Origin of the sequence: Streptomyces sp. NPDC049970 (assembly GCF_040660235.1) — a bacterium.
GTDB lineage: Bacteria > Actinomycetota > Actinomycetes > Streptomycetales > Streptomycetaceae > Streptomyces.
Genome location: NZ_JBFALP010000026.1, coordinates 41,872 through 63,458 on the forward strand (window position 1 = coordinate 41,872; position 21,587 = coordinate 63,458).

The following is a 21,587-nucleotide window of genomic DNA, read 5'->3' on the forward strand; positions in this document are numbered from 1 at the left end:
ACCATGAGCGGAATTCTCGACGGCAAGCGCATCCTCATCTCGGGTGTGCTGATGGAGTCGTCCATCGCGTTCCACACCGCGAAGGTGGCCCAGGAGCAGGGCGCCGAGGTCATCCTCACGGCCTTCCCCCGGCCCACGCTGACCGAGCGCATCGCCAGGAAGCTCCCGAAGCCCGCCAAGGTCATCGAGCTCGACGTGACCGACGACGAGCACCTGGACCGCCTCGCCGGTCTGGTCGAGGCCGAGCTCGGCTCGCTGGACGGCGTGGTGCACTCCATCGGCTTCGCGCCGCAGGACGCGCTCGGCGGTAACTTCCTCAACACGCCCTTCGAGTCGGTCGCCACGGCGATGCACGTCTCGGCGTTCTCGCTGAAGTCGCTGGCCATGGCCTGCAAGCCCCTGATGGCGGAGGGCGGTTCCATCGTCGGCCTCACCTTCGACGCGCAGTTCGCCTGGCCCCAGTACGACTGGATGGGCCCGGCCAAGGCCGCGCTGGAGGCCACCTCCCGCTACCTCGCCCGCGACCTGGGCAAGGACAGCATCCGCTGCAACCTGATCTCGGCCGGACCGATCGGCTCCATGGCCGCCAAGTCCATCCCCGGCTTCGGCGAGCTCGCGGACGTCTGGAACCACCGCTCCCCGCTGGAGTGGAACATGGCCGACCCGGAGCCGGCCGGCCGCGGTGTCGTCGCGCTGCTCTCGGACTTCTTCCCGAAGACGACCGGCGAGATCATCCACGTCGACGGTGGCGTGCACATGATGGGCGCCTGACTCGTACGTCCCGCACGCACGGTCCCGACGGCCGCGTACCCGCCTTCCCGGCTCCGGTACGCGGCCGTCGCGCGTAACGGGGCCCTTCGGCGCGTCCGGAGCCCGCACGCGCCGGGGCCGTCCGGCGCTCAAGTCGAAAAGATGGCCGCGCCACCGCAGAATGTGGTGAACCGGACTTCTTGTCAGGCTGCGGGGAGGAGATCGCTGTGCGCTCCACACGTCGCCGAACCTGGTCCCTCCTCGCCGCCGCGGCCGTCGTCCCGGGTCTCCTCGCCCCGGTGGCCGTGAGCGCGGCAGGCCGTACCGGGAGCGGCGCGGCGGCTCCCCGCGCCCCGGAGCCCGAGCCCTCCGGGGCCGAATGCCGTACGTCGGTCGACGGGTCCCGGGTGGTCGCCTACTGCCACAACCCCTACCCCACCACCGACCTCGTCCGGCTCCACACCGAGTGCGTCCGCTGGTGGGACGTCGACGCGGACGGCGGGGCCGTCGCGGTGCAGCCCGGCCGAACGGTCAAGCTGGAGGACCGCTGCTGGAAAGAGGTCGGCTCGGCGTGGGTCAGCCACTCGGTGACCTCCTGAGGGCTGTCCCGGCCCCTCGCCCGCTCCGGGAGCGGACCGCCCCGGCCACTGGACCCCCGGGCTACTGGACCCGCTCGCGCAGGCAGTCCAGCGCGTGGGCGGCGGCCTCCGCCGCGGCCGTCTCCGGGTCGCCGGCCCGGATCGCCTCGACGAGACGCGTGTGGTCCATGAGCCCCTCCGGCCCCAGCTCCGGTCCCACGTCGTCCCGGAGGTAGTCGCGCAGCAGGTCGTTCAGGTCGGCGTAGAGCTCGGTCAGGACGTCGTTGTGCGAGGCGGCGACCACGGCGAGGTGCAGGGTCGCGTCGGCGGCGACGAAGGCCTCCGCGTCACCTGCCTCCCAGGTCGCCTCGCGCCGCGCCATCAGCGTGTCGAGCTGCCGCAGATCGCGTTCCGTACGCCGGAGTGCGGCGAGCCTGGCGGCCGAGGACTCCAGCGTGGAGCGCAGCTCGGCGACGTGCCGGGGGTCGGCGTCCGCGAAGCGGCGGTGCATCACCCCGGCCAGTTCGCTGGTGGCCACGACATACGTGCCGGAGCCCTGGCGGATGTCCAGCAGCCCGTTGTGCGCCAGGGCGCGCACCGCCTCGCGCACCGTGTTGCGGGCGACCCCGAGCTGTTCGACGAGCTCGGGTTCGGTGGGAATCCGTGAGCCCACGGGCCACTCGCCCGCGGTGATCTGATTCCTCAGCTGGGCAATCACCTGGTCGGCGAGAGCCGAACGCCGTGGTGACGTCAGCGCCATGGTGCTCCTTGCTCGTGGTCCGGCGTATGCAGGCCGATCGTCTCTCCGAAGTGTTTCAGGTGTGAGCACGTGGAGCGGTGGAGTGGAGGACCGGGCGGAGTGGACATTTAATCATCCCATGATTCTATGATGGGTCCCATGCGTCACGACGAGACCCCGACACTGAGCCCGGCCGCCGCTCCCGTCCGGACCCCGCCCGCCCCCACGCCCTCGCCCTGGGTGCTGCGGATCGTCACCATCGGGCTCGTCCTCACCGCACTCAACCTCCGGCCCGCCATCACCAGCCTCGGCCCCCTCCTGGAGGAGGTCCGGGACGGGCTGCACATGAGCGGCGGTGTCGCCGGCCTCCTCACCTCCGTGCCGCCGCTGTGCTTCGCTCTGTTCGGCTTCATGGCGCCGAGGCTCGCCCGCCGCTTCGGTCCCAGCGCCGTCGTGTGCGCGGGCATGGCGGCCATCGCCGCAGGTCTGCTGATCCGCCCCTTCCTCGGAGGCGCGGCGGGGTTCCTCGCCGCCAGCGCCCTGGCCCTGATGGGCATCGCCGTCAGCAACGTCCTGATGCCCGTCATCGTGAAGCGCTGGTTCCCCGACCGGGTCGGCACCGTGACCGGGCTCTACTCCATGGCACTGGCTCTCGGCACCGCCCTCGCGGCAGCCCTCACCGTGCCCATGACCAACGCCCTGGGCGGCAGTTGGCGGACCGGACTCGCCGTCTGGGCGGTGCTGGCCGCCGTCGCCGTCGTGCCCTGGGTCCCCTTCCTGAAGGACCGCGCCAAGACGGCGGGACCGGGCGCCGGCGCCCCGGCGGCGCCCGTGCTCCGGATCACCCGGAGCCGTACGTCCTGGGCGCTGGCCTGCTTCTTCGGCCTCCAGGCCACGGCCGCGTACATCACCATGGGCTGGATGCCGCAGATCTTCCGGGACTCGGGGATCCCGGCGGGTACCGCGGGCGTCCTGCTCGCCGTGACCATGGCCATGGGCGTACCCCTCGCCTTCGTCATCCCCCGGGTCGCCTCCCGGCTGCGCACCCAGGGGCCCATCGTCCTCGTGCTGAGCGGGTGCGGGCTCCTCGGCTACGCCGGCCTCTACCTCGCCCCGGCAGGCGGCGCCTGGCTCTGGGCGCTGCTGCTGGGAATCGCGAACTGCGCCTTCCCGCTCGCCCTCACCATGATCGGGATGCGTTCGCGCTCCGGTGCCGGGGTCGTCAGGCTCTCCGCCTTCGCGCAGTCCACCGGCTACCTGCTCTCCATCCCCGGCCCGCTGCTCGTCGGCGTGCTGTACCAGCACAGCGGCGGCTGGGGTCTGCCGCTCGCCCTCATGGCCGGCCTGCTCGTGCCCCAGACGGTGGCGGGCGTGCTCGCCGGAAGGGACCGGACGATCGAGGACGAATGCTGAGATGCGAGACTGTGCGCATGCCAGTGCTCGATCCGAACCCCCAGAACGGTCAGAAGAAGCTCCTCCTCGTGTTCGGGGCGATGCTTCTCATCTCCTTGGTCATCGGCGTGATCGCCACGATCGCCTCCCCCTGACATCGGGGGTGGGGCAGGCCCCCCTGTCCCCTAGGGGGCCAGGTTCAGGGTCCAGTGGGTGGCTCACCGGATGGGACAGCCGCCGGTCGGCCCGTAGGTTCTGCCTGAGACGGCCCAGGACCCACGGAGGCGGACATGCCGGCCCGAACACACACCCGGACCCCCCGCCCCGCGCGGGGCTCCGTCGAGGTCACTCTGCCGTGGTGGGCCGTCGTGCTGCCCGCTCTCGCCTTCGCGGTGCTGCTCCTGCTCATCCTGGAACCCGGCCAGGCACACGCGGCGGCCGGTGATCCCGCGCTCGGGCGCCTGTTCGGACGCATCCTGGAGTTCCTGGCCCTCTGAGGGTTCCCGGCCCGCTGACGGGGGGCGGAAGCGGACCACGGCCTTGATCCGTCCCTACCGGGTGAGCACGTCAACTCCCTGCGCCCTGAGGTGCAATTCATGCGAAGCTGAGATGTATGAGCGCCGATACACCTCGCAGGATCGTCCTTCTCAGGCACGCAAAGGCGGAATGGTCGCAGGAGTCCGACCATGAGCGGCCACTGGCCGAACGGGGCAGGAAGGACGCCCCCGTCGCCGGCCGCAGGCTCGCCGATTCGGGAACCCCCCTCGATCTGGCCCTCTGCTCGACCGCCACCAGGACCCGTGAGACCTGGAAGCTCGCGGTCCACGAGTTCGCGCAGCGCCCCAGGACGGTGTACGAGGAGAGGCTCTACGAAGCCTCCCTCGGCGAGCTGATCGCCCTGTTCGGCGAGACCCCCGACGACGTGCGGAATCTCCTGGTCATCGGCCACAACCCGGGTATGCACGCTGCCGCGGACGCGCTGTCCGGCAAGGCCGAGGACGACGCGCTCGCCCGGATGACCAGGGACGGCTTCCCGACCGCCGCCTACGCCGTCGTCGAGTTCCCCGGTTCCTGGAAGGACCTGGAGCACGGTGTGGGCAAGCTCGTCGAGTACTGGACACCGAACGACTGAGCGGACACGCGAAGGGGCGCCGGCACAGTGAATGTGCCGGCGCCCCTTTTCCGTTTCCGTCTTCCGCGGCTGCTCTCCGTGCGTACGCGCTCCCGGTTCCGCGCGTACGCGGTCAGGCCTCCCGTGCGCGCGGGGTCCCTACTGGTCAGTCGACGAGGCCGTCGGCGGCCTCGACCTCCTCGCGGGTGATGCCGAGCAGGTACAGCACGGTGTCCAGGAACGGGACGTTCACCGCCGTGTGGGCGGCCTCCCGGACGACCGGCTTCGCGTTGAAGGCGACGCCTAGGCCGGCCGTGTTCAGCATGTCCAGATCATTCGCGCCGTCCCCGATCGCCACCGTCTGCGCCAGTGGTACGCCCGCCTGGGCCGCGAAGCTGCGCAGCAGCCGGGCCTTGCCCGCACGGTCGACGATGTCTCCCACGACCCGGCCGGTGAGCCTGCCGTCCACGACCTCCAGGGTGTTGGCGGAGGCGAAGTCGAGCCCGAGGCGCTCCTTGAGGTCGTCCGTGACCTGGGTGAAGCCGCCCGAGACGACGCCGACCTGGTAGCCCAGCCGCTTCAGCGTCCGGATCAGGGTGCGGGCGCCGGGCGTCAGCCGTACCTCCGCGCGTACCTTCTCCACCACCGAGACGTCGAGCCCCGCCAGCAGTGCCACGCGCGCGTGCAGGGACTGCTCGAAGTCGAGCTCGCCGCGCATCGCCTGCTCCGTCACCGCGGCGACCTCGGCCTCGCAGCCGGCGTGGGCCGCGAAGAGCTCGATGACCTCGTCCTGGATGAGCGTCGAGTCGACGTCCATGACGACCAGGCGCTGTGCCCGGCGGCTCAGCCCGGCCGAGACGACGGCGATGTCGACACCGATTCCGGCCGCCTCCGTCGCGAGCGCGGTCCGCAGCTCCTCCGTGCCGGTGCCGGACACCGCGAACTCGACCGCCGTGACCGGGTACTTCGCGAGACGGAAGATCCTGTCGATGTTGCCGCCGGTGGAGGTGATCATGGCCGCTATGGCCGCCGTGGACTCCGCGGTGAGCGGGTGCCCCAGTACCGTCACATGTGAACGGCCGTCACCCCGGGGCCGGTTGTCACCGGTACCCGAGATGATCTCGGCCTGGAGCTTCAGCGACTCCGCCCAGCTGTGCACGGTCGCCCGGAGGTCGCCCTCGGTCGTGCCGCCGGGGGTCGGCGAGGTCACCAGGGCGCACAGGACGATGCGTCCACGGGTGACCACCTGCTCGATGTCCACGACGTCCACGGCGTACGCGGCCAGCGTGTCGAAGAGTCCGGCGGTGATGCCCGGCCTGTCCTTACCGAAGATCTTGACGAGAAGAGTGGGGGCGTCCGTGTCCCGAGGCGGGTCAGGGAGCTCAGGAGACCGAGGTGGCTGAGGTGCGCTCATGGTGGTCCCACCGTATAGGGCCGCCGGGTCGCCCAGAAGCCCGTCCCGAGTGGCGGACAGCACGCGGGCGGTGCCACGACCGGGCCGGCGATCCGCCGAGCGGCGCCTCGGATGGGATGCTCCCGACCCATTTCTCCCGAGTCGGCGGACCGTACGCCGAGACTCCGCGCCGTCTTCACGCCGCCCGGCTTTCCGTCCGGGGACCGCTCCTGGAATAGTTCGCCACGATGTTCAGCATCCCTAGACTCCCTGCAACGGGGGTGACTCGGGGGACAACTAGTGGGGCGCGGAGTGCCGGAACTCGTACTGGAATTGAATGGCAGGACCTGGACGCTCGATCCGTCCAGGTCGTACACCCTCGGACGTGATCCGCAGGGCGACCTGATGATCGACGACGCCAGGGTCTCGTGGCGGCACGCCACGATCAGCTGGAACGGCCGCGGTTGGTCCATCGAGGACCACGGCAGCACCAACGGAACCTACCTGCAGGGCCGTCGGGTCCAGCATGCGGAGATCGGCCCCGGGAGCGCGGTGAACCTGGGCAACGCCGACGACGGACCGCGGCTCAGCCTCAGCGCCGCCGCGGGTGCCGGTGTCCACAGCGGGCAGGCCGCGGGGGCGTATCAGGCGCCCGCGTACCCGGCACAGCAGCAGGCTCCGGTGCACCAGCAGCCGCAGCAGGCTCCCGTGCGGCAGCCGCAGCAGGGGGCAGGCTGGCCCGCCCCCGCGCAGCAGCAGGCGCCGCACCCTCCGGTCCCGCACCAGCAGGGCCACGGCAACCCGCCCGCCGCCGGCGGGCACGGCGGCGCCGCGGGGGCGGCGCCGGTCTACGGGGACCGCAGCCCGACCACCTTCCACCAGCTGGACCTCGGCCGGGTCATGCGCATCGGCCGCGCCCTGGAGAACGAGCTGGTCGTCTCCGACCTGCAGGTCTCCCGCCTGCACGCCGAATTCCGCGCGACGCCCGACGGCCGCTTCGAGATCCGCGACCTCGGATCCCACAACGGCACGTACGTCAACGGCCAGCCGCTCAGCAAGTCCGGCTCGGCGCTCATCGGCCCGAACGACATCGTCGGCGTCGGGCACTCGGCGTTCCGGCTGGTCGGGGACCGGCTGGAAGAGTTCGTCGACACCGGTGAGGTCTCCTTCTCGGCCCGCCACCTCACGGTGACGGTCGACGGCGGCAAGGACATCCTCAAGGACGTCTCGTTCGGTGTCCCGGAGAAGTCGCTCATCGCGGTCATCGGCCCCTCGGGTTCCGGCAAGTCCACCCTGCTCAAGGCGCTCACCGGCTACCGGCCCGCCAACCAGGGCGACGTCCTCTACGACAACCGGAACCTGTACAAGCAGTTCGCCGAGCTGCGGCAGCGCATCGGCCTGGTCCCGCAGGACGACATCCTGCACAAGGAACTCACGGTCACCAGGGCCCTGCGGTACGCGGCCAAGCTGCGCTTCCCCGCGGACACCACCGAGGCCGAGCGCACCGCCCGGATCCACGAGGTCCTCGCCGAGCTCAAGCTCGACATCCACAAGGACAAGAAGATCACCTCGCTCTCCGGCGGCCAGCGCAAGCGCGTCTCGGTCGCACTGGAGCTGCTGACCAAGCCGTCGCTGATCTTCCTGGACGAGCCGACCTCGGGCCTCGACCCGGGCATGGACCGCGACGTCATGCAGCTGCTGCGCGGGCTCGCCGACGACGGCCGTACGGTCCTCGTGGTCACGCACTCCGTGGCCGAGCTGGCCATCTGCGACAAGCTCCTGGTGATGGCCCCCGGCGGAGCCGTGGCCTACTTCGGTCCCCCCGAGGAGGCGCTGAACTTCTTCGGCTACACCAGCTGGGCCGACGTCTTCTCCGCCTTCGAGAACTACCGCGACTACGACTGGGCGGGCCGCTGGCGCGGTTCGCAGCACTACCAGATGTACGCGGCGGACATCGACGCCGTCGCCGTGCAGCCGGCGCACCTGCCGCCGCAGCAGCAGATCCGCCCGCCGAAGCCGTCGGGCTGGGCGGCCCAGCTGTGGACGCTGATGCGCCGGTACGTCTCGGTGATCGCGTCCGACAAGGGCTTCCTGATCCTGATGGTGCTCCTGCCGGCCGTGCTCGGCGTGGTCAGCGTGGTCATCCCCGCGGAGTTCGGCCTCGCGGAGCCCGAGCCGCCCACCAAGTTCAACGCCAAGGCCGGAACGATCATGCTGATCCTCGCGGTGGGCATGTGCTTCGCCGCGGCGGCCAACTCCGTACGAGAACTGATCAAGGAGCGGGTGATCTACGAGCGGGAACGGGCCACCGGCCTCTCCCGTTCCGCCTATCTGCTCTCCAAGGTGATCGTCCTCGGCGTGATCACCGCCTTCCAGGGCGTGATCATCTGCGGGATCGGCTTCTCTACGCGCGAGCTGCCGGCCGAGGGCCTGTTCATGCCGCCCGCCGTGGAGATCTGCCTGTCGATCATCGTGCTCGGCTTCACGTCGATGATGTTCGGCCTGATGATCTCCGCGCTGGTCAAGACCACCGAGAAGACGATGCCGCTGCTCGTCATGTTCGCCATCGTCCAGGTGGTCTTCACCGGTGTGCTCTTCCAGGTCTACGGTTCGCCGGGCCTGGAGCAGTTCGCCTGGCTGATGCCGTCGCGCTGGGCCGTGGCCGCCGCCGGCACCACGCTCGACCTCGCCCACCTCATGCCGCCGTGGGAGCCCGAGCACCCGACCGACCTCGACCCGCTCTGGGAGCACTCGGCCACCCAGTGGGGGATCAACATCACGGTGATGCTCGCCATGAGCGTCGCGCTCTTCTTCGTGGTCTCGCGGATGCTGCGGCGCCATGAGCCCGAGGTGATGCGCAAGTAGCGCGCAGGGTCCCCCGCCGGCCCAGGAAACGCCCGAGGGCGGCACCCCGTGGGGTGCCGCCCTTCGGCATGCGGCGGCCGGACCCTCATGGTCCGGCCGGCCGGTCGCTGTCATGCCGGGCCGCGCTGTTCCGCTCGGCTCAGTACGCGCTGTCGACCTTGTCGATCGAGCCGTACTTGTCGGCCGCGTAGTTGGCGGCGGCGGTGATGTTGGCGACCGGGTCGTACTGGTCGTGCTTGGTGCCCTTGACGTGGTAGAAGTCGAACGTCGGCTTGATGACCTGCAGCAGGCCCTTCGACGGGACGCCGTTGATCGCGTTGACGTCCCAGTTGTTGATGGCACGGGGGTCACCGCTGGACTCGCGCATGATGTTGCGGTGCAGGCCCTCGTACGAACCGGGGATGTTCTTCTTGTCCATGATGGCGAGAGCCTCACGGATCCAGCCGTCGAGGTTGTTCTTGTAGACCGGCTTGCGGTCGGCGGCGCGGCTGGCCTTCTTGGCGGCGCGCTTCTTCGCGTCGGCCTTGGCCTCGGCCTTCTTCTCCGCGACGGCCTTCGCCTTCGCCGCGGCCTTCGCCGCCGCCTTCTTCTTCTCGGCGGCGTCCTTGGCCTTGGCCTCGTCGGCGGCCTTCATCAGCTGCGCGGCCGTCGAGTGCTTCTCTATGACGCTGGACTGGACGCTCTTCACCTGTCCACCGGTGTACGCGACCGGTGCGGCGGCGGAGGCGGCCTGGGGCTCGGCCGTGGCCGAGGCGTCGTCCGGGACGAGCGAGAAGGCGAGTGCGGCGGCGGCCAGGGTCGAGACCCCCGCGACGGAGAGCTTCTGCGCCTTGTTGAGGCGACGGCTACGGCTGGAGATGCGGGACACGGACATACAGTCGTACCTCTTCGAATAGCAGGAGTCCTCGGCGAGGACGCGGACGGAAGCGCCGGGGCGCATCTCCGTCGGGGACAGCTGCAATTCTTAGCGCCAGCAAAATGCCCTGGCAAAGGTGTGACGTACGAAGCCGGGTAGTGGATGAGGGTCTCGTTAGTGCCTCATTGTCCGCTTTGCGGGCTGGCAAGTTGCCCGATTTGATCCAACTATCCGTCTTCGTAAGTGACGTGGGTCCTATGCCTGGGCTCACACGGGGGACCCCGGGAACTCACGAAAAGTTGCTTCCGTAATGCAGAGCGTGAGGGCTTTCGGTGTGAGTCGCGGTCACAGGCGGCACGAGGGCGGCAGGAGCAGGTGCACGTCCCCGAACTCGTGCCACAGATAGCGGCGGCTCAGCGCCTGGGTGTACCCCCGGACCAGTGCCTCCCGCCCCGCGACCGCCTCCAGCATCAGCAGGTGCGAGGCCTCCGGCTCGTGCAGCCCCGTCAGCAGACCGTCCACCGCCCGCACCCCCCGCTCGGGCGTCACCACCAGATCCGTCCAGCCCCCGGCGGCCCGCACCGCACCGTCCGCCCCCACCGCGGACTCCAGGGCCCGCACCGCCGTCGTCCCCACCGCGATCACCCGGCCCCCGCCCGCCCGCGCCGCGTTGACCAGCCACGCCGTCGCGCGCGGGACCTCGAACCGCTCCGGGTAGGGCGGCTCGTACGCCTCGGCCGAGGCCACCCCCGTGTGCAGCGTCAGCGGCGCGAACTGCACCCCGCGGCTCACCAGCGCCGCCACCAGCCCCGCGGTGAACGGCCTCGCCGCACTCGGCATCTCCGCCGAGCCGCTCCCGTCGGCCGACGGCACGGCGAACACCGTCCGGTACGCCGACAGCGGCTGGTCCCGCTCCGTGTACGCGTACCGGATCGGCCGCCCGTACCCGTCCAGCAGAGCGGGGACGTCCGACGGCGTCCGCGCCCACCAGAGCCTCGCCCCCGTCCCCGGCCCCAGTGGCTCGTCCAGCACCAGTTCGTGCCCGCCGGGCAGCCGCACCACCGCCCCCGCCGGGCCGCCGGGGCGCGGACGCGTGGTCCCCGCACCGTCCGGCCGGCGCAGCTCCACCGCCCACCTGCCGTCCTCGCCCCGGGTCGAGAAGTGCACGACGACGGGCTCACCGCCCAGGCGCGCGTTCACCGCGGCCGCCAGCGTCGTCGACGTGTTCACCACCAGGACGTCCCCCGCCCGCAGCTCCCCGGGCAGCTCCAGGAACGCGCGGTGCGAGACCGCCGTCCCCCGGGAGACCAGCAGCCGTATGTCGTCACGCCCGGCGCCCCGCCTCTCCGCCGGGACCCGGGCCGACAGCTCCGGAGGCACCCGCAGGGTCTCCAGTGCCGTCATCGCCCCTGCCTCCGGTCCGTGTCCAGCAGGCCCGCCGCCGTGTACCGGCCACTCGCCGGCCGCAGCTCCAGGAGCCGCACGAAGGCGGGTGCGACGACCTCCGGATCCGGGCGGGGCTCCGTGTCCTCGGGCACGGCCGCCGTATAGAGGTCCGTCCCCATGTCGCCCGGGTCCACCGCCCACACCCGCAGCCCGGGCTCCTCCCCGCCGAGAACCGCGGACAGCTGGTCCAGCGCCGCCTTCGAGGCCCCGTACCCGCCCCACGTCGGGTACGCCCCGGTCGCCGCGTCCGAACTCACGGTGACCACCGCCCCCGCCGCCGAGGCCCTCAACAGCGGCAGCGCCTCCTGCACCAGCCCGAGCGCCGCGACCACGTTGGTCTCCAGCGCCCCCCGCAGCCCGTCCAGGGTCAGCGCCTCCAGTCGTACGAGAGGCTCCGAACCCAGCGCGCTCGCGTTGCTCACCAGCACGTCGAGACCGCCCAGCTCCCCGGCCGCCGCCACCAGGGCCCCGCGGTGCGCCGCGTCGGTGACGTCCCCGGCCACCGCCACCACCCGCGTCCCGTACCGGCCCCTCAGCTCGCGCGCCGTCTTCCCGAGCACCTCCGCCGACCTGGCGCCCAGCACCAGGTCCCACCCCCGCCGCGCCAGGGCCGCGCCCAACGCGCGCCCCAGCCCCTTGGACCCACCCGTAATGATCGCGACCGGCATGACAGCCATCCCCTCGAACCTCGTACGGCTCCGACACCACCAACCTAGGAATCCGCCAGGGCCCGCCGCCTCGTCCGTCGGCCGCAGCGGTGCAAGGCACTTCGTCCTAGGCCCGAGGCCCCGTCCCGGGCAGGACCACAGCCCGATACGGCCCCGCCGCCCCCGCCGGTACGGTGAGCGCATGAGTCATCGCCCACCGTCGGGCCTCGCCGCGGTCAGCGCCGCGCTGCTCGCCATGAGCCGGCACCTCGAGGTGGGGGACGTCCTCAAGACGATCGTCGCCTCGGCCCGCGAACTGCTCGACGCCGAGTACGCGGCACTGGGCGTGCCGGACGACCACGGCGGGTTCGCCCAGTTCGTCGTCGACGGGGTCGACGACGAACAGTGGAAGGCCATCGGGCCGCTGCCCCGCCAGCACGGCATCCTCGCTGCGATGCTCCACGACGCCACGCCCCAGCGGCTGGCCGACGTCCGCGAGGACCCCCGGTTCGAGGGCTGGCCCGACGCCCACCCCGACATGTCCGACTTCCTCGGCCTGCCCGTCCAGGACGGCGACGAGACCATCGGCGCGCTCTTCCTCGCCAACAAGCGCTGCCCCAGACCCGAGGGTGGCTGCGGTTTCACCGAGGAGGACGAGGAGCTCCTCGAGATCCTCGCCCAGCACGCGGCGATCGCCCTGACGAACGCCCGGCTGTACGAACGCAGCCGCGAGCTCACGATCGCCGAGGAGCGTTCACGGCTCGCCCACGAGCTGCACGACGCCGTCAGCCAGAAGCTCTTCTCGCTGCGGCTCACCGCGCAGGCCGCGGCGGCCCTCGTCGACCGCGACCCGGCACGCGCCAAGGGCGAGCTCCAGCAGGTCGCCGCACTTGCCGGGGAGGCGGTCGACGAGCTGCGCGCCGCCGTCGTCGAGCTCCGCCCCGCCGCCCTGGACGAGGACGGCCTGGTCGCCACGCTCCGTACCCAGGTCCAGGTCCTGGACCGGGCCCACAGCGCCGAGGTCGCCTTCGAGAGCGCCGGCGTACGCGCCCTGCCCTCCGCCCAGGAGGAGGCGATGCTCCGGGTCGCCCAGGAGGCCCTGCACAACGCCCTGCGCCACTCCGGCGCGGAGCGGGTCACCGTCAGCCTCGGCCGGCGTGCCTCGGTCACGGTCCTGCGGATCACCGACGACGGCCGGGGCTTCGACCCCCACGTGGTCAGGCACGCGGGCCGGCACCTCGGCCTCGTCTCCATGCGGCACCGGGCCGGCAGCGTAGGCGGTCGGCTCACCGTCGATTCCGAGCCCGGCAAGGGCACCACGATCCGTATGGAGGTCCCCTGTGGCTGACAAGACCATCAGGGTGCTGCTGGTCGACGACCACCAGGTGGTCCGACGCGGTCTCCGCACGTTCCTGGAGATCCAGGACGACATAGAGGTCGTCGGCGAGGCGTCGGACGGTGCGGAGGGGGTCGCCAGGACCGAGGAGCTTCGGCCCGACGTGGTCCTGATGGACATCAAGATGCCGGGCACGGACGGTATCGAGGCGCTGCGCAGGCTCAGGGAGCTGGAGAACCCCGCCAAGGTGCTGATCGTCACGAGCTTCACCGAGCAGCGCACGGTCGTGCCCGCGCTGCGTGCAGGCGCGTCGGGCTACGTGTACAAGGACGTGGACCCGGACGCCCTGGCCGGTGCCATCCGCTCGGTCCACGCCGGCCACGTACTCCTGCAGCCGGAGGTCGCCGGAGCGCTGCTGGCCCAGGAGGACACCGGCAACGGCACGGGCCGGGGGAGCACCCTGACCGAGCGGGAGCGGGAGGTGCTGGGACTGATCGCCGACGGGCGCTCCAACCGGGAGATCGCCCGCGCGCTCGTGCTGTCCGAGAAGACGGTGAAGACCCACGTCTCGAACATCCTGATGAAGCTCGACGTCTCGGACCGGACACAGGCGGCTCTGTGGGCGGTCAGGCACGGCGCGGCGGGCTGACCGGGGGAGCCGGCCCGGCGCCGCACGAGCGGGAGGTTCTGCTCCGGTCCGAGATTCATACTGTCGGGTGTATGTCACCCGGACGGCGTATCCCGGAAGGGGTGGCGGCGTTCTCCCTGTGTGCTGCGGCGGTCGGCCGTAGCCGTGCGAGGAGGAGCCAGAAGTGAAGAACCTGAAGAAGGCCGCAGCCGTCACCATGATCGCGGGCGGACTCGTCGCCGCCGGTGCCGGAGCCGCCTCCGCCACCGGTCACGGCGGAGCGGGTGCCCACGGCCAGGCCGTCGGCTCCCCGGGCGTCGTCTCGGGAAACCTCGTCCAGGTCCCGGTGAGCGTCCCGGTGAACGTCGTCGGCAACACCGTCGACGTGGTGGGCCTGCTCAACCCGGCCTTCGGCAACACCGGCCTCACCGGCTGACCCACGCCTCGCACCCCGGCCACCGGCCGGGGTGCGCCGGGCTTGCCAGGTGGCCGGGGTGCGACAGGTGACCGCCCCGGCGGCCTGGGCCACACACCCCACAGCGACGGGGGACGGACCGTCACGCCTTACCGCCCCCGCTCCTCCACATACGCGTTGTAGGCCGCGACCTGCGCCCGCCGGGCCACCCGCTCCACCGGACGCAGCGCCTCCCCGCGCGCCGCGATCTCCGAGGCGCTCACCGCGCCGCCGTGCCCGTTCTCATGAGCCACCGAGATCAGCAGTCCCACCCGCTGAGCCAGCTCGAGCACCCGTACCGCCCGCGGCGGATACCCCGGGGCCAGCACCTCGCGCCCCCGCTCCGCCCGTGCCCGGTACGCGTCCACGGCGGCCGCCGCGACCGGGCCGGATCCCGCGACGTCCAGCCGGGACAGCACCGCGGTCGCGTCCCGCAGCGCCTCCGCGAGCTCACGCTCTGCCTCGCCCAGCGACGGCACATCGGCCGGCGGCGCCTCCCGTACGGACAGACAGCGCCACACCACCTCCACGTGCAGATCCCCGGCGGGCCCCGCCTCGGCCACCTCGGGCACGAGGCCGTACGGCGCTCCGAAGGTGACCACCGCCTCCTCCGCCTCCAGAGCGCGCGCGTTGAAGTCCGGCGGCCCGCTGAGCCCCAGCGGGTGCCCGGGCACCGGAAGCGCGATCCGGAATCCGCTCGCACCCAGCCCTCTCAGCCGGCCGAGGGCGAGCGTGAGCCCGACGGGCCCCGTCTCACCCGGCAGTCCCTCGACGCGGTGCACCGCGTCCTCGCCGACGATCGCCAGCGCGGCGTCGTCCGGCGAGGCGAGTCCGGCCAGAAGCGCGTTTCCCCATGCGGCGAGCCGCCCTGAGCGTGGTTCCGAAAGCATGGGAACAGCCTAGGGAACAGCCCCCGGGGCTGAGCACTCCCCGGGTGGCGTAGGTTTTCCCTGGGAGCTGTGCCCGCAGGCACGCGACGATCTCGACACTGTATGGGGAGACAACGCGCCATGAGCGATGTACTGGAGCTGGTGGACGTATCCGTGGTCCGCGACGGACGCGCTCTGGTGGACGACGTCTCCTGGTCGGTCAAGGAGGGGGAGCGCTGGGTCATCCTCGGACCGAACGGCGCCGGCAAGACCACCCTCCTCAACATCGCCTCCAGCTACCTCTTCCCCAGCACCGGCACCGCCAAGATCCTCGGCGAGCGGCTCGGCGGCGTCGGCACCGACGTATTCGAACTCCGCCCCCGCATCGGCATCGCCGGCGTGGCCATGGCCGAAAAGCTGCCCAGGCGCCAGACCGTGCTGCAGACGGTTCTCACCGCCGCGTACGGCATGACCGCGACCTGGCACGAGGACTACGAGGCCGTCGACGAGGAGCGCGCCCGCGCCTTCCTCGACCGGCTCGGCATGACCGACTACCTCGACCGCAAGTTCGGCACCCTCTCCGAGGGCGAGCGCAAGCGCACCCTCATCGCCCGCGCCATGATGACCGACCCCGAGCTGCTCCTCCTCGACGAGCCGGCCGCAGGGCTCGACCTCGGCGGCCGTGAGGACCTGGTCCGCCGCCTCGGCCGGCTGGCCCGTGACCCGTACGCCCCCTCCATGATCATGGTCACCCACCACGTCGAGGAGATCGCGCCCGGCTTCACCCACGTCCTGATGATCCGTCAGGGCAAGGTGCTGGCCGCCGGGCCCATGGAGACCGAGCTCAGCTCCCGCAACCTCTCCCTCTGCTTCGGGCTGCCGCTCGTCGTCGAACACCACGGCGACCGGTACACCGCCCGGGGACTGCCCCTCGGCCAGTAGTCGCACCACAGCCAACCTCACCGGCGCCCTGTCGGGGAGGGCACTCGCGGTCCTACGATGACCATGTGGACATCGAAGCGTGGGTGTGGTGGCTGATCGGCGCGGTGGGACTGGGCATTCCCCTCGTCCTGACCGCGATGCCCGAGTTCGGGATGTTCGCCGTCGGAGCGGTGGCGGCATCCGCGGTCGCGGCACTCGGCGGCGGCATCGTCGCCCAAGTACTCGTGTTCGTAGTGGTGTCGGTCGCCCTGACCGCGGTCGTACGCGCGATCGCCGCGAGACAACGGGTGGGCCGGTCCACGCACGCCACCGGCATCGACGCCCTGAAAGGCCGTCAAGCCGTAGTCCTGGAACGGGTGGACGGCAGCGGCGGACGTATCAAGCTCGCAGGCGAGGTCTGGTCCGCACGCTCGCTCGACGACGACCAGGTCTTCGAACCTGGCCGGCAGGTGGACGTCGTGGACATCGACGGCGCAACGGCCGTCGTCATGTGAGCGAACCGGTCACACGGCAGGCCACAGTCTGCCAAACTCGAAGTCGATCATCATGAGACCGCACCCGTAGTAAAAGATGCGACCGTCATGAGAGTTCGACCTCGATCACCGCGATCCGTCGGCAACCGAAGGGCACGAGGCACACGATGCAACCGATCATCATCGTCCTGATCATTCTGGTGGTGCTCGTCTTCATCGCCCTGATCAAGACGATCCAGGTCATCCCGCAGGCCAGTGCCGCGATCGTGGAGCGCTTCGGCCGCTACACCCGCACGCTGAACGCCGGGCTGAACATCGTCGTCCCGTTCATCGACTCGATCCGCAACAGGATCGACCTCCGTGAACAGGTCGTCCCCTTCCCGCCGCAGCCGGTGATCACCCAGGACAACCTCGTCGTCAACATCGACACCGTCATCTACTACCAGGTGACCGACGCCAGGGCCGCCACCTACGAAGTCGCCAGCTACATCCAGGCGATCGAGCAGCTCACCGTCACCACCCTCCGCAACATCATCGGCGGCATGGACCTCGAACGGACCCTGACCTCCCGCGAGGAGATCAACGCAGCCCTCCGCGGAGTCCTGGACGAAGCCACCGGCAAGTGGGGCATCCGCGTCAACCGCGTCGAGCTCAAGGCCATCGAACCGCCCACCTCCATCCAGGACTCGATGGAGAAGCAGATGCGCGCCGACCGGGACAAGCGCGCCGCGATCCTCACCGCAGAGGGAATCAGGCAGTCCGCGATCCTCACGGCCGAGGGCGAGAAGCAGTCCGCGATCCTGCGCGCCGAAGGTGAGGCCAAGGCGTCCGCCCTGCGCGCCGAAGGCGAGTCCCAGGCCATTCGTACGGTCTTCGAGGCCATCCACGCGGGTGACCCCGACCAGAAGCTGCTCTCCTACCAGTACCTCCAGATGCTCCCGAAGATCGCCGAGGGCGACGCCAACAAGCTCTGGATCGTGCCCAGCGAGATCGGCGACGCGCTCAAGGGCCTCAGCGGTGCCTTCGGCAACCTCGGCAGCGGCGCCCCCGGCTTCAGCACAGGACCGGAACGCCGCGAACAGCCCCCGGTCGACTGACCGGGAAACACCTTCGTGCATGATCGGTGAGGCCCCTCGACCTTCATGGCGGGGAGGCATCACTGACCATCGAAGGAGATGGCCTTGTCCATCTGGGAAATTCTCGCGGTCTTCGCTGCCGGGGTCGGCGCCGGCACGATCAACACCATCGTCGGCTCCGGCACGTTGATCACGTTCCCCGTGCTCCTCGCCACCGGCCTGCCACCGGTCACCGCCACCGTGTCCAACGCTCTCGGCCTCATCCCCGGTTCCATCAGCGGCGCCATCGGCTACCGCAGGGAACTGGCCGGCCAGCGCCGCCGCATCCTGAAGCTGAGCGCCGGCGCGCTGGTCGGCGGGCTCACCGGGGCCACCCTCCTGCTCGCCCTGCCGTCCACGGCGTTCGAGACGATCGTCCCCGTCCTGGTGGCCCTCGCGCTCGTCCTCGTCGTCCTGCAGCCCCGCATCAGCAAGGCCGTCCAACGCCGCCGCGAGAAGACGGGCAACCCCGCCCGCCCCGACGGCGGGCCGATCCTGTTCACCGGCCTGATGCTCGCCAGCGTCTACGGCGGCTACTTCACGGCGGCCCAGGGCATCATCTACCTGTCCCTGATGGGAATGCTGCTCGACGACACGATGCAGCGGCTCAACGCAGCCAAGAACGTCCTCGCCGCCGTCGTCAACAGCGTCGCCGCACTCTTCTTCCTGTTCGTCGCCGACTTCGACTGGACCGCCGTCGTACTCATCGCGGTGGGCTCTGCGATCGGCGGTCAGATAGGCGCCAAGGTCGGCCGCCGACTCAGCCCGGCATTCCTGCGCGCCCTGATCGTCGTCGTCGGCAGCGCGGCCATCGTCCAACTGCTGCTCCGCTGAGAACCGGGGGCCCGCCCCTGCGGCACGAAGGGCGGGCCCCGTCTCCGCTTCGACCCGCACGGTGCTACGCCGCGGAGCGCGCCAGCCACTCCGGCAGGGTGGACCGGTCGCCGGCCCCCAGCGCGAGCAGCATCGCGTCGGCGGGCGACGGCACGAAAGGCTGCCGCAGCAGCGGCATCCCCGCCTGCTCCGGAGTACGCGCGGCTTTGCGGTGATTGTCCTCGGCACACGACGCCACGGTGTTCAGCCAGGTGTCCTGACCGCCCTGGGCACGCGGCACCACGTGGTCCACGGTGCTCGCCCGCCGCCCGCAGTACGCGCAACGGTGCTGGTCCCGTATGAGTACGCCCCGTCTGGACCACGGAGCGTGTCTTCGGAACGGCACCCTCACGTACCGGCAGAGCCTGATCACCCGGGGCACCGGAATGTCGACGGCCGCCCCACGCATACGGAGCCCGGGATGCGACTGCTCGACGACGGCCTTGTCCGTCAGGATCAGGACCACCGCACGGTTGAGCGTCACCGTCGACAGCGGCTCGAAGCTCGCGTTGAGCACCAGTGTGTCCCGCATCCTGCCCACCTCCCGTGTGCCGCCCGACTGTTCGCGGGCCCGGATCAACTCTGGCCGGGCGAGCCGTGATGGACAACGCAATAAAAAAATGCCCTGCCCTGGTCTCTCCAAGACCAGGGCAGGGCAAACAGCGGGTGAACCGTCAGCTCGCGGGAGCGGTGTACTCCCCGATCAGCTGGGCGCGGCCCAGAGTGTGGAATCGCAGGTTGAATCCGACCGCGGCGGGCGGCGTGTCAGCGTCCGGTCCGAGCTTCTCGGTGTCCACCGCGTACACGGTGAACACATAGCGGTGGTTCTCGCCGGCAGGCGGCGCCGCACCGCCGAACTCCTTCGACCCGTAGTCGTTACGGGCCTGTACCGCGCCCTCGGGCAAACCTTCGAAGGCACCGCTTCCGGCGCCCGCCGGGAGTTCCGTGACCGACGCCGGGATGTCGAAGAGCGTCCAGTGCCAGAACCCGCTGCCCGTCGGGGCGTCCGGGTCGAAGCACGTCACGGCGAAGCTCTTCGTCCCTGTGGGGAACCCCTCCCAGCGCAGGTGCGGCGAGGTGTTCCCCGCCGCGAACACCTGCGCGTCCGCCAGCACGGCGCCCGGCGCGAGGTCCTCGCTCACCAGGGTGAACGAGGGGACCTCGGGATGGAAGTCGTGCGGCAGCGGGGCCCTCTTCTGCTCGGTCACGTCAGCACCTCTCCTGATCAGCTGTGCGGTCTTTCCTACCTACCGACCCTAGGGGGTGTCAGAGCCAGTTGCGCTGTCCGCCGACCTGGGCGAGCCACTGATTGAGGTACGCGGCCCAGTCCGTGCCCTGGTAGTCGGTGAGACCGACCTTGAACGCACGGTAGGAGTCGCTGCCCTCGCTGAAGAGGCCAGGCTTCTTGTCCATCTCCAGGACGACGTCCATCTCACGGTCGTCGGCCACGAACGTCACCTCGACCTGGTTCAACCCCCGGTACTGCTGCGGCGGGAAGAACTCGATCTCCTGGTAGAACGGCAGACTCTGGCGCGTACCCCGGATGTGCCCCCGCTCCATGTCGGCACTGCGGAAGCCGAAGCCCAGCTGCCCGAAGGCGTCCAGAATGGCCTGCTGCGCGGGCAGCGGGTGCACGTTGATCGGGTCGAGGTCACCGGAGTCCAGGGCGCGGGCGATCTCCAACTCGGTCGTCACGCCGATGTTCATGCCGCGCAGCTGCTGCCCGGCGAACATGGTGATCGGCGTCTCCCACGGGATCTCCAGGCCGAACGGCACCACGTGCACCGCACCCGCCTGTACCTCAAAGGCACCGCCGAGGCGCAGCTTGGCGAACTCGATGTCCTGCTTGGTCTCCTGGTCCCCGCCCTCGACCTCGACCCGGGCCTGCAGACCGACCGAGAGGCCCTCGATCTGCTGTTCCACGGAGCCGCCCTGGATCCGCACCTCGCCCTGGACGACCCCGCCGGGGACGACGTTCACCTCGGTGAGTTCGGTCTCCACCGAAGCACCGCCGGCACCCATGCTCGCGAGCAGCCGCTTGAAGCCCATGTTTTCCTCCTTGGTCCTGACCCCTACATACGCGCCACGACCGTAGCCGGTTCCCGTGACGTCGAGCCCAGTACCCTCGGACGCCATGGACAAGGGCATGGACCGCACTCCGCTCACGCGGGACTTCTTCGACCGGCCCGTTCTCGAGGTGGCCCCCGACCTCCTGGGCCGCGTCCTCGTCCGGATGACCGACGAAGGGCCCATAGAGCTGCGGCTCACGGAGGTCGAGGCGTACGCGGGAGAGGTGGACCCGGGCTCCCATGCCTTCCGGGGCCGTACCGCCCGCAACAGTGCGATGTTCGGTCCGCCAGGGCACTCGTACGTCTACTTCACCTATGGAATGTGGCACTGCCTCAACCTGGTGTGCGGCCCCGAGGGCCGGGCGAGTGGGGTGCTGCTGCGGGCCGGAGAGATCAGCGTCGGGGCGGAGATGGCTCGCAAACGTCGCTTTTCGGCCCGGCATGACAGAGAACTGGCCAAAGGGCCGGCACGACTGGCAACCGCTCTGGACGTGGACCGCGCGCTGGACGGCAGCGATGTCGTGGCCGGCCCCCGAGGACCGCTGTCGGTCCTGCACGGCACTCCACCGCGCGCCGACCTGGTGCGAAGCGGACCTCGCACCGGCGTCGGCGGCGACGGCTCCCACCAACCGTGGCGTTACTGGATCGAGGGTGACCCCACGGTGAGCCCGTACCGGGCCCACGTGCCCCGCCGGCGTGCAACTTGACGCACCCCCGCTGTTTCCCTAATGTAGTCCAAGCCGCTTGAACGGATGCAGGTGTCGGCCAGGTCCATCGGACCGTGTCGCAGGCATCGTGAGAGGGCCAACCACTACCTACGATTCACCCCTGGCGGGTGCAATTTCGGCATGCCGGAATTCACCCATCGGCTCGATTATGAGTCGCAGCGGAAATCGGTTAACGTAGTGGCACGCCGAAAGGGAAACGCGAAAGCGAAGAACTGGAAAGCGGAACAAGTATTACCCGCTTCGGCCGGGAATCGGACGCGAAAGAGTCTGATAGAGTCGGAAACGCAAGAACGAAGGGAAGCGCCCGGAGGGGCCCGGTGAAA

General features: G+C 70.5%; 24 protein-coding genes. 15 read left to right on the forward strand and 9 right to left on the reverse strand.

Annotation, left to right across the window (positions count from 1 at the left end; all coding sequences use genetic code 11):
* Positions 1-3: 3 nt before the first annotated feature.
* Complete coding sequence (fabI, locus tag AB0I83_RS29485) at positions 4-771, forward strand: enoyl-ACP reductase FabI (protein ID WP_356536214.1); 768 nt, start codon at positions 4-6, stop codon at positions 769-771.
* 206 nt (positions 772-977) lie between these two features.
* Positions 978-1,349, forward strand: a complete 372-nt coding sequence (locus AB0I83_RS29490) for a hypothetical protein (protein ID WP_356536213.1) — start codon at positions 978-980, stop codon at positions 1,347-1,349.
* 61 nt (positions 1,350-1,410) lie between these two features.
* On the opposite strand, the gene AB0I83_RS29495 is transcribed toward AB0I83_RS29490, so the two are convergent.
* Positions 1,411-2,088, reverse strand: coding sequence for a FadR/GntR family transcriptional regulator (locus AB0I83_RS29495; protein ID WP_363306811.1), 678 nt, complete (start codon positions 2,086-2,088; stop codon positions 1,411-1,413).
* Positions 2,089-2,226: 138 nt separating this feature from the next.
* Between AB0I83_RS29495 and AB0I83_RS29500 the strand changes: the two genes are divergently transcribed.
* From AB0I83_RS29500 to AB0I83_RS29515, 4 genes are all read left to right on the forward strand, one after another.
* Positions 2,227-3,480: an MFS transporter gene (locus tag AB0I83_RS29500; RefSeq protein WP_363306812.1), complete on the forward strand. Its 1,254-nt coding sequence runs from the start codon at positions 2,227-2,229 to the stop codon at positions 3,478-3,480.
* Positions 3,481-3,497: 17 nt separating this feature from the next.
* Entirely contained in the window at positions 3,498-3,614 is a 117-nt protein-coding gene (locus tag AB0I83_RS29505) for an SGM_5486 family transporter-associated protein (RefSeq protein ID WP_356536210.1), read from the forward strand.
* A gap of 135 nt (positions 3,615-3,749) precedes the next feature.
* The gene (locus AB0I83_RS29510) at positions 3,750-3,956 is read left to right on the forward strand and encodes a hypothetical protein (protein ID WP_363306813.1); all 207 of its coding nucleotides are present in this window, start codon (positions 3,750-3,752) and stop codon (positions 3,954-3,956) included.
* 116 nt (positions 3,957-4,072) lie between these two features.
* A complete protein-coding gene (locus AB0I83_RS29515; protein WP_363306814.1) occupies positions 4,073-4,591 on the forward strand; it encodes a histidine phosphatase family protein in 519 nt (172 codons plus the stop codon).
* 145 nt (positions 4,592-4,736) lie between these two features.
* On the opposite strand, the gene serB is transcribed toward AB0I83_RS29515, so the two are convergent.
* Positions 4,737-5,984, reverse strand: a complete 1,248-nt coding sequence (serB, locus tag AB0I83_RS29520) for a phosphoserine phosphatase SerB (protein ID WP_356843695.1) — start codon at positions 5,982-5,984, stop codon at positions 4,737-4,739.
* A gap of 279 nt (positions 5,985-6,263) precedes the next feature.
* Between serB and AB0I83_RS29525 the strand changes: the two genes are divergently transcribed.
* Positions 6,264-8,828: an FHA domain-containing protein gene (locus tag AB0I83_RS29525; RefSeq protein ID WP_363306815.1), complete on the forward strand. Its 2,565-nt coding sequence runs from the start codon at positions 6,264-6,266 to the stop codon at positions 8,826-8,828.
* A gap of 139 nt (positions 8,829-8,967) precedes the next feature.
* Here the strand turns inward: AB0I83_RS29525 and AB0I83_RS29530 are convergent, their stop codons facing one another.
* The 3 genes from AB0I83_RS29530 to AB0I83_RS29540 all read right to left on the reverse strand — a co-directional run bounded on the left by AB0I83_RS29530 (position 8,968) and on the right by AB0I83_RS29540 (position 11,798).
* Positions 8,968-9,702 (reverse strand): transglycosylase SLT domain-containing protein, encoded by a 735-nt coding sequence (locus AB0I83_RS29530; protein WP_356536205.1) that lies wholly within the window; start codon positions 9,700-9,702, stop codon positions 8,968-8,970.
* A 327-nt stretch (positions 9,703-10,029) separates the two neighbouring features.
* Positions 10,030-11,088, reverse strand: a complete 1,059-nt coding sequence (locus AB0I83_RS29535; protein WP_363306816.1) for an S-adenosylmethionine:tRNA ribosyltransferase-isomerase — start codon at positions 11,086-11,088, stop codon at positions 10,030-10,032.
* Positions 11,085-11,798, reverse strand: coding sequence for an SDR family oxidoreductase (locus tag AB0I83_RS29540; RefSeq protein ID WP_363306823.1), 714 nt, complete (start codon positions 11,796-11,798; stop codon positions 11,085-11,087). The genes AB0I83_RS29535 and AB0I83_RS29540 overlap by 4 nt, the downstream gene beginning before the upstream one ends.
* A gap of 181 nt (positions 11,799-11,979) precedes the next feature.
* Between AB0I83_RS29540 and AB0I83_RS29545 the strand changes: the two genes are divergently transcribed.
* The 3 genes from AB0I83_RS29545 to AB0I83_RS29555 all read left to right on the forward strand — a co-directional run bounded on the left by AB0I83_RS29545 (position 11,980) and on the right by AB0I83_RS29555 (position 14,177).
* A complete protein-coding gene (locus AB0I83_RS29545; protein WP_363306817.1) occupies positions 11,980-13,125 on the forward strand; it encodes a GAF domain-containing sensor histidine kinase in 1,146 nt (381 codons plus the stop codon).
* Entirely contained in the window at positions 13,118-13,762 is a 645-nt protein-coding gene (locus tag AB0I83_RS29550) for a response regulator transcription factor (protein ID WP_363306818.1), read from the forward strand. Before AB0I83_RS29545 ends, AB0I83_RS29550 begins: the two co-directional genes overlap by 8 nt.
* Before the next feature lie 163 nt (positions 13,763-13,925).
* Positions 13,926-14,177 carry a chaplin gene (locus AB0I83_RS29555; protein WP_363306819.1) on the forward strand — a complete coding sequence of 84 codons (252 nt, stop codon included), beginning with the start codon at positions 13,926-13,928 and terminating at the stop codon, positions 14,175-14,177.
* A gap of 128 nt (positions 14,178-14,305) precedes the next feature.
* On the opposite strand, the gene AB0I83_RS29560 is transcribed toward AB0I83_RS29555, so the two are convergent.
* On the reverse strand, positions 14,306-15,085 hold the full coding sequence (locus tag AB0I83_RS29560) for a hypothetical protein (protein ID WP_356843688.1): 780 nt from the start codon (positions 15,083-15,085) through the stop codon (positions 14,306-14,308).
* A 120-nt stretch (positions 15,086-15,205) separates the two neighbouring features.
* On the opposite strand from AB0I83_RS29560, the gene AB0I83_RS29565 reads away from it, so the two are divergent.
* The 4 genes from AB0I83_RS29565 (at position 15,206) to AB0I83_RS29580 (ending at position 18,428) form a co-directional block, all read left to right on the forward strand.
* On the forward strand, positions 15,206-16,006 hold the full coding sequence (locus tag AB0I83_RS29565; RefSeq protein WP_356536199.1) for an ABC transporter ATP-binding protein: 801 nt from the start codon (positions 15,206-15,208) through the stop codon (positions 16,004-16,006).
* Between the two features lie 65 nt (positions 16,007-16,071).
* Complete coding sequence (locus tag AB0I83_RS29570) at positions 16,072-16,500, forward strand: NfeD family protein (RefSeq protein WP_356536198.1); 429 nt, start codon at positions 16,072-16,074, stop codon at positions 16,498-16,500.
* 146 nt (positions 16,501-16,646) lie between these two features.
* The gene (locus tag AB0I83_RS29575) at positions 16,647-17,576 is read left to right on the forward strand and encodes an SPFH domain-containing protein (RefSeq protein WP_329212534.1); all 930 of its coding nucleotides are present in this window, start codon (positions 16,647-16,649) and stop codon (positions 17,574-17,576) included.
* Between the two features lie 84 nt (positions 17,577-17,660).
* Positions 17,661-18,428, forward strand: a complete 768-nt coding sequence (locus tag AB0I83_RS29580; protein WP_363306820.1) for a sulfite exporter TauE/SafE family protein — start codon at positions 17,661-17,663, stop codon at positions 18,426-18,428.
* 64 nt (positions 18,429-18,492) lie between these two features.
* Here the strand turns inward: AB0I83_RS29580 and AB0I83_RS29585 are convergent, their stop codons facing one another.
* The 3 genes from AB0I83_RS29585 to AB0I83_RS29595 all read right to left on the reverse strand — a co-directional run bounded on the left by AB0I83_RS29585 (position 18,493) and on the right by AB0I83_RS29595 (position 20,516).
* A complete protein-coding gene (locus AB0I83_RS29585; RefSeq protein ID WP_356536196.1) occupies positions 18,493-18,999 on the reverse strand; it encodes an HNH endonuclease in 507 nt (168 codons plus the stop codon).
* A gap of 142 nt (positions 19,000-19,141) precedes the next feature.
* Positions 19,142-19,675, reverse strand: a complete 534-nt coding sequence (locus AB0I83_RS29590) for a YbhB/YbcL family Raf kinase inhibitor-like protein (protein WP_363306822.1) — start codon at positions 19,673-19,675, stop codon at positions 19,142-19,144.
* Between the two features lie 58 nt (positions 19,676-19,733).
* Complete coding sequence (locus AB0I83_RS29595) at positions 19,734-20,516, reverse strand: sporulation protein (protein WP_356536194.1); 783 nt, start codon at positions 20,514-20,516, stop codon at positions 19,734-19,736.
* An 85-nt stretch (positions 20,517-20,601) separates the two neighbouring features.
* Between AB0I83_RS29595 and AB0I83_RS29600 the strand changes: the two genes are divergently transcribed.
* Positions 20,602-21,243, forward strand: a complete 642-nt coding sequence (locus AB0I83_RS29600; protein WP_356843683.1) for a DNA-3-methyladenine glycosylase — start codon at positions 20,602-20,604, stop codon at positions 21,241-21,243.
* Positions 21,244-21,587 lie beyond the last annotated feature (344 nt).

Coding starts and splice junctions, on each gene's coding strand:
- AB0I83_RS29535 (WP_363306816.1), bottom strand. CDS start 11,088: ATGACGGCACTGGAGACCCTGCGGGTGCCTCCGGAGCTGTCGGCCCGG.
- AB0I83_RS29545 (WP_363306817.1), top strand. CDS start 11,980: ATGAGTCATCGCCCACCGTCGGGCCTCGCCGCGGTCAGCGCCGCGCTG.
- AB0I83_RS29565 (WP_356536199.1), top strand. CDS start 15,206: ATGAGCGATGTACTGGAGCTGGTGGACGTATCCGTGGTCCGCGACGGA.
- fabI (WP_356536214.1), top strand. CDS start 4: ATGAGCGGAATTCTCGACGGCAAGCGCATCCTCATCTCGGGTGTGCTG.
- AB0I83_RS29515 (WP_363306814.1), top strand. CDS start 4,073: ATGAGCGCCGATACACCTCGCAGGATCGTCCTTCTCAGGCACGCAAAG.
- AB0I83_RS29600 (WP_356843683.1), top strand. CDS start 20,602: ATGGACAAGGGCATGGACCGCACTCCGCTCACGCGGGACTTCTTCGAC.
- AB0I83_RS29540 (WP_363306823.1), bottom strand. CDS start 11,798: ATGCCGGTCGCGATCATTACGGGTGGGTCCAAGGGGCTGGGGCGCGCG.
- AB0I83_RS29505 (WP_356536210.1), top strand. CDS start 3,498: ATGCCAGTGCTCGATCCGAACCCCCAGAACGGTCAGAAGAAGCTCCTC.
- AB0I83_RS29510 (WP_363306813.1), top strand. CDS start 3,750: ATGCCGGCCCGAACACACACCCGGACCCCCCGCCCCGCGCGGGGCTCC.
- AB0I83_RS29560 (WP_356843688.1), bottom strand. CDS start 15,085: ATGCTTTCGGAACCACGCTCAGGGCGGCTCGCCGCATGGGGAAACGCG.
- AB0I83_RS29585 (WP_356536196.1), bottom strand. CDS start 18,999: ATGCGGGACACACTGGTGCTCAACGCGAGCTTCGAGCCGCTGTCGACG.
- AB0I83_RS29530 (WP_356536205.1), bottom strand. CDS start 9,702: ATGTCCGTGTCCCGCATCTCCAGCCGTAGCCGTCGCCTCAACAAGGCG.
- AB0I83_RS29495 (WP_363306811.1), bottom strand. CDS start 2,088: ATGGCGCTGACGTCACCACGGCGTTCGGCTCTCGCCGACCAGGTGATT.
- AB0I83_RS29500 (WP_363306812.1), top strand. CDS start 2,227: ATGCGTCACGACGAGACCCCGACACTGAGCCCGGCCGCCGCTCCCGTC.
- serB (WP_356843695.1), bottom strand. CDS start 5,984: ATGAGCGCACCTCAGCCACCTCGGTCTCCTGAGCTCCCTGACCCGCCT.
- AB0I83_RS29595 (WP_356536194.1), bottom strand. CDS start 20,516: ATGGGCTTCAAGCGGCTGCTCGCGAGCATGGGTGCCGGCGGTGCTTCG.
- AB0I83_RS29575 (WP_329212534.1), top strand. CDS start 16,647: ATGCAACCGATCATCATCGTCCTGATCATTCTGGTGGTGCTCGTCTTC.